The organism is Xanthobacter cornucopiae, from assembly GCF_043195065.2.
Lineage (GTDB): Bacteria > Pseudomonadota > Alphaproteobacteria > Rhizobiales > Xanthobacteraceae > Xanthobacter.
This window is the reverse complement of sequence record NZ_CM195531.1, coordinates 2,658,310-2,670,518: the sequence shown is the minus strand read 5'-3', so window position 1 is coordinate 2,670,518 and position 12,209 is coordinate 2,658,310. Positions and strand designations below refer to the sequence as shown.

Below are 12,209 nucleotides of genomic sequence, written 5' to 3'. Positions count from 1 at the left end.
CGCCGTCATGCCGGCGTAAGAGAGGCTGCGACGCGTGCGCGCAGCTCTCCCTGAGGCACGGACCCCTTCGGCTCAGCCCTTGAGCAGGGCGCCGAACTTGTTCTTGAAGCGCGACACGCGGCCGCCACGGTCCATCAGCTGCTGGGTGCCGCCGGTCCACGCGGGATGGGTGCGCGGATCGATGTCGAGCTGGAGGGTGTCCCCCTCCTTGCCGTAGGTCGACCGGGTCGTGTACTCGGTGCCGTCCGTCATGACCACCTTGATGAAATGGTAGTCGGGATGGATGTCGCTCTTCATGGTCTCAATCCTTTTCGCCTCGCCGGGCTCATGAGACGACCCCATAAGACCCCGACGCGCTGAAAGTCGTTTCCTGCCGGAAGTGGCGGGTCTATAGCCGAGAGCCTCCCGTGACACAAGCCGACCTCGCACCAGAAGCCGCCCACGACCGCGCGCCCCCGAGCCCTGGGGCCGAGCCCCGCGCGTCCGGGGGCGATGCCCCCCGTGGCCGGCGCAGCCTGAGGCCGCTGGCCGGGCTGTGGCCGACCTTGAAGCGCTATCGCGGCCGGCTCGCCGCCGCCCTCGGCGCCATCCTGGTGGCCGCGCTCGCCACCCTGGCGCTGCCGCTGGCGGTGCGGCGCATGATCGACTTCGGCTTCGCCGCCGACCAGGCCGGGCTGGTGGATCGCTATTTCGCGGTGCTGGTGGCGGTGGTGGCGGTGCTCGCCGCCGCTTCCGCCGCGCGCTATTATCTTGTCACCACGCTCGGCGAGCGGGTGGTGTCGGACCTGCGCACGGCGGTGTTCGCCCGCCTCGTGACCCTGGACGGCGCCTTCTACGATTCCGCCCGCTCCGGCGAGCTGACCTCGCGCCTCACCGCCGACACCACCCAGATCAAGGCGGCGGTGGGCGCCTCGGCCTCCACCGCCCTGCGCAACCTGATGCTGTGCCTGGGCTCCATCGTCATGATGGTGGTGACGAGCCCGCATCTGTCCGGCCTCGTGCTGATCGCCATTCCGGTGATCGTGCTGCCGCTGGTGGCGTCCGGGCGCCGGGTGCGGCGCCGCTCCCGCACCGCCCAGGACACCCTGGCGGATGCTTCCGCTTATGCCGCCGAGGCGCTCTCCGCCATGCGCGCGCTGCAGGCCGCCACCGCCGAGGAGGCCGCCCGCGCCCGCTTCGACGGTGCGGTGGACCGCGCCTTCGACGCCGCGCGGGACGCCACCCGCGCCCGTGCCATCCTCACCGCCATCGGCATCTTCCTGGTGTTCGCCTCCATCGTCGCGGTGCTGTGGGTGGGCGCGCAATCGGTGCTCAACGGCACCATGACCGCCGGGGCGCTGAGCCAGTTCGTGCTCTATGCGGTGCTGGCCGCCACCTCTCTCGGCGACCTGTCGCAGACCTGGGGCGAGGCCTCCGCCGCCGCCGGCGCCGCCGAGCGCATCGGCGAATTGCTGCGGGTGGAGCCGCAGGTGAAGGCGCCGGCCAAGCCGGTGGCACTGCCGGCGCGCCTCAGCGGCGCCATCCGTTTCGACGAAGTCAGCTTCGCCTATCCCGGCCGTCCCGATTCGGCGGCGCTGCACCGGGTGTCCTTCACCATCCGCCCCGGCGAGCGGGTGGCGCTGGTGGGCCCCTCCGGGGCCGGCAAGAGCACCGTGTTCCAGCTGCTGGAGCGCTTCTACGATCCGCAGGCCGGCCGCATCCTGTTCGACGACATCGACATCCGCGGCTGCGACCCGGTGGCGGTGCGCCGACAGCTGGCGCTGGTGCCGCAGGACGTCGCCATCTTTGCCGATACCGTGCGCGGCAACATCCGCCTGGGCCGTCCGCAGGCCACCGACGCCGAGGTGGAGGCCGCCGGCCGCGCCGCCGTGGTGGACGAGTTCGCCACCGCCCTGCCGCGCGGCTGGGACACGGAGGTGGGCGAGCGCGGCGTCATGCTCTCCGGCGGCCAGCGCCAGCGCATCGTCATCGCCCGCGCCATGCTGCGGGCGGCGCCGATCCTGCTGCTGGACGAGGCCACCAGCGCCCTCGATGCCGAGAGCGAAACCCTGGTGCAGACGGCGCTGGAGCGCTCCATGGAAGGGCGGACCACCCTGGTCATCGCCCATCGCCTGTCCACCGTCCTGTCCGCCGACCGCATCCTGGTGATGGAAGCCGGGCGCATCGTGGACGAGGGCCGCCATGCCGAGCTGGTGGCGAAGGGGGGCCTTTATGCCCGCCTCGCCGCGCTCCAGTTCCACGCGGCGGCGTAAGGCCGCCGCGCACCCGCCGGCGGCGACATCAGCCAGCCGGGCGCCATTCCATGTGGAAGGTGCGCCGGCCGGACATGGGGTTCTCCCCCTCGCCGGTGATGACGAGGCCCATCTTCACATAGAAGCGCACCGCGCGCGGGTTCTCCTGGTTCACGTCGAGAGCCACGCGGGCGGGCGAGAGGCGCCTGGCCTCCGCCATCAGCGCCTCGGCCGCGCCGCGTCCCCAGAATGCGGGGGCGACGGCGATCTGGTCCAGGTAGCCGGTTCCCGGATGAATGGCCACGAAGCCGGCGACGATGCCCTCCGCCTCCGCCACGCGGATCAGCGTGCCCGCGGCCGCCAGCGTGTCGAGATGGCCGGCGAGCCACGCCCGGCGGGCCTCGAAATCGATCTCGGGCAGCGTTCTTACCCAGCTGTCCACCCACAGGTCGGCCATGGCCGGCCGGTCGATGGCGGTGGCGGAGCGCAGGAGAAAGGTGGGCTCTGGCATGGGCGGTCCGGGGTTGGGGGCGAGCGGCGGCGTCATCCGGCGCCGGGGCCGCGCCGGGGGCGCCGGCGGTCTGTCCCGTCGCCGCTCCGGCGGGGTGGGCGGTTACACCGACAGCAGCCGATGGGCGGCAGGGTCGGCCAGGACGGCGGCAGAAGGCCCGGCGCAGACCACGCGGCCCTTCTCCATCACCGCCGCCTGCTCGCAGATGCGGGCGAGGGCGGCGATGTGCTTGTCGATGACGATCAGCGACAGGCCCTCCGCCTTCAGCATTTCGATCACCCGCCAGATCTCGTCGCGAATCAGCGGGGCGAGGCCCTCCGTGGCCTCGTCGAGGATCAGCACGCGGGGATTGGTCATCAGCGCACGGCCGATGGCCAGCATCTGCTGTTCGCCGCCGGACAGCCGGTTGCCGAAGTGGCGCCGTCGCTCCTCCAGGCGCGGGAACAGGGCGTAGACGCGGGCCAGCGTCCACGCCGGCAGCCCGGTCCGCGGCGCGGCGGCGGTGGCGACCAGGTTCTCCTCCACGGTGAGGGTGGGAAACACCTGCCGGCCCTCGGGCACCAGGCCGAGCCCGGCCCGCGCCACCCGGTGCGGCGGCAGGCCGGTGAGCCGGGCCCCGCCGAGCCGCGCCTCGCCGGCCCGGGTCGGAATGAGGCCCATCAGGGCGCGCACGGTGGTGGTCTTGCCCATGCCGTTGCGGCCGAGCAGCGCCAGCGCGCCCCGCTCGGGCACCTGGAGATCGACCCCGAACAGCACCGGGGCGGCGCCATAGCCGGCCTCTAGTCCGCGGACGGTGAGCAGTGCCGCGCTCATGCCGCGCCCTCCAGCCCGTCGCCGAGATAGGCGGCGCGCACCGCGGGGTCGGCGCGCACCGCATCCGGCGCGCCGCAGGCGATGACGCGGCCGGCCACCAGCACGCTGATGCGGTCGGCCAGCCGGAACACCGCGTCCATGTCGTGCTCCACCAGCAGGATGGCGGCCTCGCCCCGCGCCTCTTCCAGCAGCCGCACCATGGCGGCGGATTCGGCATGGCCGGTGCCGGCCATGGGCTCGTCCAGCAGCAGCAGGCGCGGCCGGCCGGCCAGGGCCATGGCCAGTTCCAGCGCCCGTTGCTCGCCATGGCTGAGGGCAGCGGCGCGCGCGGCGGCCCGTGCCGAAAGGCCCACGCGCTCCAGCAGGACCTCGGCGCGGGCGGTGGCGGCGCGATCGCCGGCGGCGGGGCGGATGAAGCGCAGGGTGCGCCCCTCCGCCGCCATCACCGCCAGCGCCACATTCTCCCGCGCGGTGAAGCCGCTGAGCACCGAGGTGATCTGGAACGAGCGGGCCAGCCCCGCCCGCGCCCGGCGATGCACCGGCAGGGCGGTGATGTCGGCCCCGGCGAAGCGGATGTGGCCGCTGTCGGGCGCCACCTCGCCGGCAATCTGCGCCACCAGGGTGGTCTTGCCGGCGCCGTTGGGGCCAATGATGGCGTGGACCTCACCCGCGTGCACGTCGAGATCGACGCCATCGGTGACGCGCAGCGCGCCATAGGCCTTGGCCAGGGCGCGGATGGACAGCAGCGGCTCAGCCATCGCGCCGCTCCCCGCCGCCGGAGCCGAGCAGGGCGGCGAGGCCGCCGCGGGTGGTGAGCACCAGCAGCACCAGGAGCGGCCCGAACAGGATGCGCCAGTGTGCGGTGAGCTGCGACAGGCCCTCTTCCAGCAGCACCACGCCGAGGGCGCCGAGAATGGCGCCGTAAAGGGTGCCAACGCCGCCCGCCACCACCATCACGATCAACTCGCCGGAGCGGTGCCACGACAGGTAGGCCGGGCTCACGAACTCGGTGAGATTGGCATAGAGCGCCCCGGCCAGCCCGGCCAGGGCGCCGGCGATGGTGAAGGCGATGAGGCGATAGGGATAGGGATCGACGCCGAGCGCTGCCACCCGCCGCTCGTTTTCCCGCGCCCCCTCCAGCACCCGGCCGAACGGCGCGCGCACCAGCATGCGGCACACCAGCAGGGTGAGGGCCAGCAGGCCCAGGGTGAGATAGTGGAACACCAGCGGATCGCGCAGCCAGCGGCCGCCGCCGAGGGTGGAGCGGGTGGCCAGCGCCAGCCCGTCGTCGCCGCCATAGGCGGAGAGGGCCTGGGCCAGGAAATAAGCCATCTGGCCAAAGGCCAGGGTGATCATGATGAAATAGACGCCGCGCGTCTTCAGCGAGATGGCACCGGTGAGGCCGGCGAACAGGCCGGCCGCGGCCATGGCCACGGGAAAGGCGATCAGCGCGTCGCCGATGCCTTCTTCCGCCAGGATTCCCACCGCATAGGCGCCGATGCCCATGGTGGCGGCGTGGCCGAACGAGACCAGGGCGCCATAGCCCAGGATGAAATCGAGGCTCACCGCCGCCAGGGCGAAGATCATGCCCCGCGCCAGCAGCGACAGGGTGTAGGTGTCGCCGACGAGCGGCGCCGCCGCCAGCAGTGCCAGCAGCAGCAGGGGGATGAGAGCGGGGCGCATGGGGACGGCCCTCACGCCGGAGCCGGGAACAGGCCGCGCGGCCGGAAGAACAGCACCACGGCCATCAGCACATAGACGCTGACGGAGGCCAGCGCCGGCCCGGCCTGGGTGGCGTCGGGGGCGGGCATGGCCAGCTTCAGCAGGTCGGTGAGGAAGGACCGGCCGAGGGTATCGATGAGCCCCACCAGCAGCGCCGCCACGAAGGCGCCACGCATGGAGCCGATGCCGCCGATGACGATGACCACGAACGCCAGGATCAGCAGGCTGTCGCCCATGCCCGGCTCCACCGAGAGGATGGGCCCGGCCAGCGCTCCGGCGAAGGCCGCCAGCATGGCGCCGAAGGCGAACACGCGCGCGAACAGGGCCGTGATGTCCACCCCCAGCGCCGACACCATGGGCGCATTGGTGGCCCCGGCGCGCAGCAGCATGCCGGACCGGGTGCGGGTGACCAGCAGGTAGAGCCCGCCCGCCAGCGCCAGGGCCACCACGATCAGCACCAGCCGGTAGACCGGATAGTGCAGCCCGTCCATCAGCGTCACCGTGCCCGCCAGGGTCGCCGGCATGGGGATGGAGAGGGGCGAGGCGCCCCAGATCATCCGCACCGCCTCGTTCAGGAACAGGATGATGCCGAAGGTGGCCAGCACCTGTTCGAGGTGGCTGCGGCCATAGAGGTGGCGGATCACCAGCCGTTCCAGCCCCAGCCCCAGCATCAGCGCCGCTCCCATGGCCAGCCCCAGGCCCAGCCAGAACGAGCCGGTGAGGGCCGTGGCCGTGACCATCAGATAGGCCCCCAGCATGTATTGCACGCCATGGGCGAGATTGATGACGTCCATCACCCCGAACACCAGCGTCAGCCCCGCCGCCACCAGGAACAGCAGAAGGCCGAGCTGCAGGCCGTTGAGGATCTGGACCAGGAGCAGGGCGAGGGACATGTCGGGGCGAGGGGCCGTGCGGGACGAGAGGGCAGGCGGGACAAGAGGGCAGGCGGGGCGCCAGGGCAGGCGGGGCGCAGGGCATGCGGAACGCCAGGGCGGTCGGCGTCAGGCGGCGCGGCGCGCCGTCATTTCATGGTGCACTTCTCGGCATAGGCATCGCCATAGGCGGAGAAGATCTTCTCCGTCACCTGGGTCTCGAACTTGCCGTCCGGGCGGCGGGCCGCGGTCACAAGATAGAAGTCCTGGATCGGGAACTGGTTGGTGTTGAACGTGAAGGAGCCGCGCACGGAGGGGAAGTCGGCGGCCTTCAGGGCGGCGCGCAGGGCCGCCTTGTCGGAGGTCTTGCCGCCGGTGGCCTTCAGTGCCGAATCGATCAGCTTGGCGGCGTCGTAGCCCTGGGCGGCGTAGAGCGCCGGCACGTAGCCATATTCCTTCTCGAATGCCGCCACGAACGCGGCATTGGCCGGCACCTTCAGGTCTGGTGCCCAGGGTGCGCCGGAAAAGAAGCCGAGCGCCGCCTCGCCGGTGGCCGGCAGGGTGGTTTCATCCACCGTGAAGGCCGACAGGAACGGCGTGGTTTCGGCAAGGCCGGCCTGGCGATACTGCTTCACCAGGTTCACGCCCATGCCGCCCGGCATGAAGGTGAAGACCGCGTCCGGCTTGGCTGCGGCGATCTTGGCGAGCTCCGCGGAAAAATCGAGCTGGCCCAGCGGAGTATAGATCTCTTCCACCACCGCGCCGGTGTAGCGGCGCTTGAAGCCGGCCAGTGCGTCCTTGCCGGCCTGATAGTTGGGCGCCATCAGCACCACGCGCTTGTAGCCCTTGTTCTGGGCGTGCTGGCCCAGCACCTCGTGGACCTGGTCGTTCTGGTAGGAGGCGGCGAAGAAGAACGGGTTGCAGCCCGCCCCGGCCAGCGGCGAGGGGCCGGCATTGGCGGAGATCAGGAACACCTCGTTGGCGGTCACCGGCTTGGCGATGGCGCCGAGCACGTTGGAGAACACCACGCCGGCAACGAAATCCACCTTGTCGCGCTCGATCAGGCCCTTGACCTTCTGCACCGCGACATCGGGCTTCAGCTCGTCATCCACCACGATGATCTCGGTCTCCTGGCCGCCCAGCTTGCCGCCAAGCTCCTTCACCGCCAGCAGGAAGCCGTCGCGCAGGTGCTGGCCCAGCACCGCCGGCGGGCCGGACAGGGTGGAGACGAGGCCCACCTTCACCGGCTCGGCGCGCGCGGCGCCGGCGAGCGGCCCCGCCAGGGTGCCGGCAACGAGGCCGGCAAGAACGCCAGTCAGGGCGGTGGCGGAGAGATGACCCTTCAGCGACATGGAGCGCGTGTCCTCAAGATGGCGACGGCGGTGCTGCCGCAAGGTCGCAGAGGCGCGGCGCCTTCACAAGATGGAAGAACCGGCGTTTCCGCCGCAGATATGGCGCGCCGGCGCGTCCTTTCGCACACTCAGGTATGCCGGAAGCGGGCGCGGATGCGCTGCTCCAGCTCGTCGCGCACGGCCCGATAGGCGTCCAGGCGCTGCTCGCGGTTGCCGCCCTCGCGGGTGGGGTCGGGCGTGGGCCAGTATTCCACGTCGAGGGCGTTGGTGCGGGTCAGCTCCAGGGCGCGGTGGTGGGCGTCGGGCGACAGCGAGATGGCGAGGTCGAAGCCCAGCCCCTCGTATTCCTCCAGGTCCTCGACGGTCTTGGGCCGGTGCTTGTGCACGTCGAGGCCGATTTCCTCCATCACCGCGGTCACGAACGGGTCGGGATCGCCGGCGATGACGCCGGCCGAGCCCACATAGATGGACTTGCCGTAGAGATGGCGCAGCAGCGCCGCCGCCATCACCGAGCGGACCACGTTTTGCCCGCACATGAACAGCACCGCCTGCGGCCGCACCGACCGCGAGCGGGTGACCGAAGGGTCCGCCGCCGAGGCCATCGCCTTCAGCCCTTCCAGTGCAGGGCGCAGATGAGGGTGAACAGGCGCCGGGCGGTGTCGAAATCCACCTCGATCTTGCCTTTCAACCGTTCCTGCAGCAGCTCCGAGCCCTCATTGTGGGCGCCGCGGCGACCCATGTCGATGGCCTCGATCTGGCTTGGCGAGGCGGTGCGGATGGCGGCGTAATAGCTCTCGCAGATCAGGAAATAATCCTTCACCACCTTGCGGAAGGGGGTGAGGGACAGATGGTGCTGAACCACCTGCTCGTCGCCCTCGCGCTTGATGTCGAGCACCAGGCGGTTGTCCATCAGCGAGATATGAAGCTTGTAGGGCCCCTCGCCGGGGTCGCCGCACGGGAAGAAGGAATTGTCCTCGATCAGGTCCCAGATGGCGGTGGCGCGCTCGTGGTCGATCTCCGGCCCGGCATGGCCGATGGAGGAATCGTCGAGCGTGACCGAAGAGAGACGGGCAGGGGATTTCGCGTTCATGCCGTCACCGTCCTGCTCCGGCATTGGTGCGGATCGACACCGACCGGCCGTGCGCCTGCAGGCGCTCCACCTCCGCCAGCCGCACGGCGGCGTCGCCCAGCCGTTCCAGGGCGTCGGCATCCAGCTTCAGGATGGAGGTGCGCTTCATGAAGTCGAGCACGGACAGGCCCGAGGAGAAGCGCGCCGAACGGGCGGTGGGCAGAACGTGGTTGCTGCCGCCCACATAGTCGCCGATGGCCTCGGGCGTATAGGCGCCGATGAAGATGGCCCCCGCATGGCGGATGCGGGCGGCCAGCCGGTCGGCGTCCTGCGCCTGGATCTCCAGGTGCTCGGGGGCCACCCGGTCCACCAGGGCCGGGGCCTCGTCCAGGTCGCGCACCTTGATGACGGCGCCGTGGTCGCGCCAGGAGGCGCGGGCGATCTCCGCCCGCGGCAGGGTCTCCAGCATACCCTCGACGGCGGCGACCACCCGGGCCGCGAGATCGTCGGAATCGGTGACCAGGATGGACTGGGCGGCGGTGTCGTGCTCGGCCTGGGCCAGCAGGTCGGCGGCGATCCAGTCGGCATTGGCGTCGGCGTCGGCGAGGATCAGCACTTCCGAGGGGCCGGCCACCATGTCGATGCCCACCTTGCCGAACACCTGGCGCTTGGCCTGGGCCACATAGGCGTTGCCGGGGCCGACGATCTTGTCCACCGGGGCGATGGTCTGGGTGCCGTAGGCCAGCGCCGCCACCGCCTGGGCCCCGCCCACGCGATAGACCTCGCTGACGCCCGCGAGCCGGGCCGCCGCCAGCACCAGCGGCGCGATCTGCCCATCGGGCGCCGGCACCACCATGACGATGCGCGGCACGCCCGCCACCTGCGCCGGCACCGCGTTCATCAGCACCGAGGAGGGATAGGCGGCGGTGCCGCCGGGCACGTAGAGGCCGACTGCATCGACGCTGGTCCAGCGATGGCCGAGGGTGACGCCGGCCGCGTCGGTATAGGTGTCGTCGCTCGGCCGCTGGCGGGCGTGGTGGCTCTCGATGCGCGCCTTGGCGAATTCGAGCGCGGCGCGGGTCTCGGCCGGAATGGAGGCCAGCGCGGCGTCGAGCTCGGCGTCGCTCACCTTGATGCCGAGGGCGTCCAGATCGACCCGGTCGAAGGTGCGCGACAGGTCCACCAGGGCGGCGTCGCCGCGCGCGCGCACATCCGCGATGATGGCGGAAACCTGGTCCTGCACATCGACGGAGGCTTCCCGCTTGGAGCCGAGGAAAGCGGCGAAGCGCGCGGGAAAATCGGAATGTTCGGTGTCGAGACGGATAGGCATGGGCGCCTTGCTAGATCAGAGCGGAGGCGGAGGGAAGCCCCGCCGTGTCGTTTGCGTCGCGCCCGGCGGCGGCGAGCCGCTCAGGCGGCGTCGGAGCCGGCCTTGCCCTCGTGGCGCGGGGCATGGGCGCAGCCCCAGGCCGGGCCGAGATCCTTCAGGCAGGCCTCGATGCACTCCACCTCCAGGCGCACCTCGGCGCCGCCGGAGAAGGTGAGCAGCACATAGCCGGAGGGGGTGTCGGTGGGAATGAAGGTGACGGCCAGAAGGTTGAGCACGCCGTTGAGCGTCGCCACGTCCAGGCCCCGGCACTTGGCGTCGCGCACCCGTTCGAAATGCAGCCCGGCGCGCCGGCGCACCTTCTCGTTGGCCACCACCTGCTGGTCCCAGTCGAACCGGTTGAGGAGCAGGGCGAAGCGCTGGACGCGCGGCAGGAAGCCCATGTCCTCCACCTTCACGACCGCATCCTGCAGATGGGCGGAGACGACGGCGAGGTCTTCCTCGTCGAGGGCGAGCAGCTTGAGATCGGTCATGGCGGGCGCCTTCTTGGATCTTCTGCGCCGGTGCGCGGCTGCATTCCACATAGAGAGGGGCAGGGCAGGTTTCAATGTGGCGCCCGCGCATGGCGACGACGCCGCCGCCGATGGCGTCACGCCTCGTGCCGGGGGAGCGTGGCAAGAGCCTCGGCGGCGGGCACGGGCCGCGCGAACAGATAGCCCTGTCCGAGCGTGCAGCCATGGGCGCGCAGCCAGTCCGCCTGCTGCGCGGTCTCCACCCCCTCGGCCACGGTGACCAGCTCCAGCGCCGTGGCCAGCCCCAGCATGGAGGCCACGATCTTCTGGCATTGGGGATCGCCGATCAGCCGCCGGGTGAAGGAACTGTCGATCTTGATCTTGTCGATGGGCAGTTCCTGGAGATGCCGCAGGCTGGAAAAGCCGGTGCCGAAATCGTCCAGGGACATGCGGATGCCGGCGGCGCGCAGCGCCGACATGGTGCGCCGGGCGGTCTCGAAATCCTGCAGGAGCGCCGTTTCGGTGATCTCGATCTCGATCCGCCGCGGCGGCACGCCGGTCTGCGCCAGGATGCTCAGGATCTCGTCCGGCAGGGCGGGGTCGAGTAATTGCGGCGGCGACAGGTTGACGGCGATGGATACCCCGTCCGGCCAATGCCGGGTGTCCTCGCACACGCGGCGGAGCATGGCGGTCAGCAGGCGGCCCACCAGGCCGGCATCCTCGGCGATGGGGATGAATTCGGGTGCCCCGAGCAGGCCGCGCTGGGGATGGTTCCAGCGCGCCAGCGCCTCGAAGCCCACCGGATGCCCGGTCTTGAGGTCCACCAGCGGCTGGTAGAGGGCGACGATCTGGTCGTGCTCCAGCCCCTCCCGCAGCTCGGCCTCGGTGTCGAGGCGCGCGCGGCGGCGGGCGTCGAGGGTGGAATCGTACAGGGCGTAGCGGTCCCGCCCGACCGCCTTGGCCTGCGCCAGGGCGGTCTCGGCGCAGCGCAGCAGGACGGTCTCCGAATCGCCGTCGCGGGGGAACTTTGCGATGCCGATGGAGACCGACACGCCGGTGGGCATGCCCTGGGCGTCGACCCCCTCGCGCACCAGCTTGAGCATGCGCTCGGCCAGGCGGAACAGGTCGCCGCTGTCGTCGGCGGTCACCGGGGAGAGAACCACGAACTCGTCGCCGCCGAGGCGGGCGAGGATGTCGTCCTTGCGCATCAGCGTCCGCAGCAGCAGCGCCACGGTCGAGAGCACCCGGTCGCCGCCGCGATGCCCCAGGGTCTCGTTGACCGAGTGGAAGGCGTCGATGTCGATCACCATCAGCGCCAGCCGGGCGTGGGTGGCCTGGGCGGCGCCGACGGCGCGCGCGAATTCCTCCTGGAACACGGCGCGATTGGCGATACCGGTCAGGGCATCATAGCGGGAGGCGGTCCGCGCCTGGATCTCCGCCCGCTTGCGCTGGCCGATGGCGGCCTGAAGCTGGCGCTCGTGCACGGTCAAGACGGCGATCAGCGCGAAGGTGGCCGCGGTCAGCAGCGCGAACAGATCCTCCACGCGCCACGACGTGTAGCGCCCCGTCGCCTGGGCCGCGTGCTCCAGCACGTTTCCGAAGCTCAGGAGGGCAAACAGCCCGCACGCGAGCAGCGCGATGAGGAGATAAAGTCTCCAGTATTTCCAGTTGGATCCGCCCACTGCGACCTTCGAAACCAGCACCGGCCCCAGCCCGGCGTCCTGCTGCCCGTCGCCGGCATCACGGGCGGCGGAACGTCGGGCAATTTGCCGCGCCATGTCCTCATACCTTCGCGGAGGT

The 12,209-nt window shown here is 71.1% G+C and carries 13 protein-coding genes; 1 reads left to right on the top strand and 12 read right to left on the bottom strand.

Annotated features, from left to right (window positions below):
- Window positions 1-72: 72 nt before the first annotated feature.
- The gene (gene rpmE / locus V5F53_RS11715; RefSeq protein ID WP_393989907.1) at window positions 73-297 is read right to left on the bottom strand and encodes a 50S ribosomal protein L31; all 225 of its coding nucleotides are present in this window, start codon (window positions 295-297) and stop codon (window positions 73-75) included.
- 218 nt (window positions 298-515) lie between these two features.
- Between rpmE and V5F53_RS11710 the strand changes: the two genes are divergently transcribed.
- Window positions 516-2,252 (top strand): ABC transporter transmembrane domain-containing protein, encoded by a 1,737-nt coding sequence (locus V5F53_RS11710; RefSeq protein WP_393997692.1) that lies wholly within the window; start codon window positions 516-518, stop codon window positions 2,250-2,252.
- A gap of 28 nt (window positions 2,253-2,280) precedes the next feature.
- On the opposite strand, the gene V5F53_RS11705 is transcribed toward V5F53_RS11710, so the two are convergent.
- The 11 genes from V5F53_RS11705 to V5F53_RS11655 all read right to left on the bottom strand — a co-directional run bounded on the left by V5F53_RS11705 (window position 2,281) and on the right by V5F53_RS11655 (window position 12,187).
- Window positions 2,281-2,742 carry a GNAT family N-acetyltransferase gene (locus V5F53_RS11705; protein WP_393997618.1) on the bottom strand — a complete coding sequence of 154 codons (462 nt, stop codon included), beginning with the start codon at window positions 2,740-2,742 and terminating at the stop codon, window positions 2,281-2,283.
- A 102-nt stretch (window positions 2,743-2,844) separates the two neighbouring features.
- The gene (locus V5F53_RS11700) at window positions 2,845-3,555 is read right to left on the bottom strand and encodes an ABC transporter ATP-binding protein (protein WP_393997619.1); all 711 of its coding nucleotides are present in this window, start codon (window positions 3,553-3,555) and stop codon (window positions 2,845-2,847) included.
- Entirely contained in the window at window positions 3,552-4,313 is a 762-nt protein-coding gene (locus V5F53_RS11695; protein WP_393997620.1) for an ABC transporter ATP-binding protein, read from the bottom strand. Before V5F53_RS11695 ends, V5F53_RS11700 begins: the two co-directional genes overlap by 4 nt.
- Window positions 4,306-5,238 carry a branched-chain amino acid ABC transporter permease gene (locus V5F53_RS11690; protein WP_393997621.1) on the bottom strand — a complete coding sequence of 311 codons (933 nt, stop codon included), beginning with the start codon at window positions 5,236-5,238 and terminating at the stop codon, window positions 4,306-4,308. The genes V5F53_RS11695 and V5F53_RS11690 overlap by 8 nt, the downstream gene beginning before the upstream one ends.
- Before the next feature lie 11 nt (window positions 5,239-5,249).
- Window positions 5,250-6,170 carry a branched-chain amino acid ABC transporter permease gene (locus tag V5F53_RS11685; RefSeq protein WP_393997622.1) on the bottom strand — a complete coding sequence of 307 codons (921 nt, stop codon included), beginning with the start codon at window positions 6,168-6,170 and terminating at the stop codon, window positions 5,250-5,252.
- A 128-nt stretch (window positions 6,171-6,298) separates the two neighbouring features.
- Window positions 6,299-7,501, bottom strand: coding sequence for an ABC transporter substrate-binding protein (locus tag V5F53_RS11680; protein ID WP_393997623.1), 1,203 nt, complete (start codon window positions 7,499-7,501; stop codon window positions 6,299-6,301).
- A gap of 128 nt (window positions 7,502-7,629) precedes the next feature.
- Window positions 7,630-8,103 carry an arsenate-mycothiol transferase ArsC gene (locus V5F53_RS11675; protein ID WP_393997624.1) on the bottom strand — a complete coding sequence of 158 codons (474 nt, stop codon included), beginning with the start codon at window positions 8,101-8,103 and terminating at the stop codon, window positions 7,630-7,632.
- A gap of 5 nt (window positions 8,104-8,108) precedes the next feature.
- Complete coding sequence (locus V5F53_RS11670; protein WP_393997625.1) at window positions 8,109-8,591, bottom strand: UPF0262 family protein; 483 nt, start codon at window positions 8,589-8,591, stop codon at window positions 8,109-8,111.
- A 4-nt stretch (window positions 8,592-8,595) separates the two neighbouring features.
- Window positions 8,596-9,900, bottom strand: coding sequence for a histidinol dehydrogenase (hisD, locus tag V5F53_RS11665; protein WP_393997626.1), 1,305 nt, complete (start codon window positions 9,898-9,900; stop codon window positions 8,596-8,598).
- A gap of 80 nt (window positions 9,901-9,980) precedes the next feature.
- Window positions 9,981-10,430, bottom strand: a complete 450-nt coding sequence (locus V5F53_RS11660) for a DUF2948 family protein (protein ID WP_393997627.1) — start codon at window positions 10,428-10,430, stop codon at window positions 9,981-9,983.
- Between the two features lie 116 nt (window positions 10,431-10,546).
- Window positions 10,547-12,187, bottom strand: coding sequence for a putative bifunctional diguanylate cyclase/phosphodiesterase (locus V5F53_RS11655; protein ID WP_393997628.1), 1,641 nt, complete (start codon window positions 12,185-12,187; stop codon window positions 10,547-10,549).
- Window positions 12,188-12,209 lie beyond the last annotated feature (22 nt).

Excerpts from the sequence above, each read along its gene's own strand:
- V5F53_RS11690 (WP_393997621.1), bottom strand. The coding sequence starts at position 5,238 with ATGCGCCCCGCTCTCATCCCCCTGCTGCTGCTGGCACTGCTGGCGGCG.
- hisD (WP_393997626.1), bottom strand. The coding sequence starts at position 9,900 with ATGCCTATCCGTCTCGACACCGAACATTCCGATTTTCCCGCGCGCTTC.
- V5F53_RS11675 (WP_393997624.1), bottom strand. The coding sequence starts at position 8,103 with ATGGCCTCGGCGGCGGACCCTTCGGTCACCCGCTCGCGGTCGGTGCGG.
- V5F53_RS11685 (WP_393997622.1), bottom strand. The coding sequence starts at position 6,170 with ATGTCCCTCGCCCTGCTCCTGGTCCAGATCCTCAACGGCCTGCAGCTC.
- V5F53_RS11700 (WP_393997619.1), bottom strand. The coding sequence starts at position 3,555 with ATGAGCGCGGCACTGCTCACCGTCCGCGGACTAGAGGCCGGCTATGGC.
- rpmE (WP_393989907.1), bottom strand. The coding sequence starts at position 297 with ATGAAGAGCGACATCCATCCCGACTACCATTTCATCAAGGTGGTCATG.
- V5F53_RS11660 (WP_393997627.1), bottom strand. The coding sequence starts at position 10,430 with ATGACCGATCTCAAGCTGCTCGCCCTCGACGAGGAAGACCTCGCCGTC.
- V5F53_RS11680 (WP_393997623.1), bottom strand. The coding sequence starts at position 7,501 with ATGTCGCTGAAGGGTCATCTCTCCGCCACCGCCCTGACTGGCGTTCTT.
- V5F53_RS11695 (WP_393997620.1), bottom strand. The coding sequence starts at position 4,313 with ATGGCTGAGCCGCTGCTGTCCATCCGCGCCCTGGCCAAGGCCTATGGC.
- V5F53_RS11705 (WP_393997618.1), bottom strand. The coding sequence starts at position 2,742 with ATGCCAGAGCCCACCTTTCTCCTGCGCTCCGCCACCGCCATCGACCGG.
- V5F53_RS11670 (WP_393997625.1), bottom strand. The coding sequence starts at position 8,591 with ATGAACGCGAAATCCCCTGCCCGTCTCTCTTCGGTCACGCTCGACGAT.
- V5F53_RS11655 (WP_393997628.1), bottom strand. The coding sequence starts at position 12,187 with ATGGCGCGGCAAATTGCCCGACGTTCCGCCGCCCGTGATGCCGGCGAC.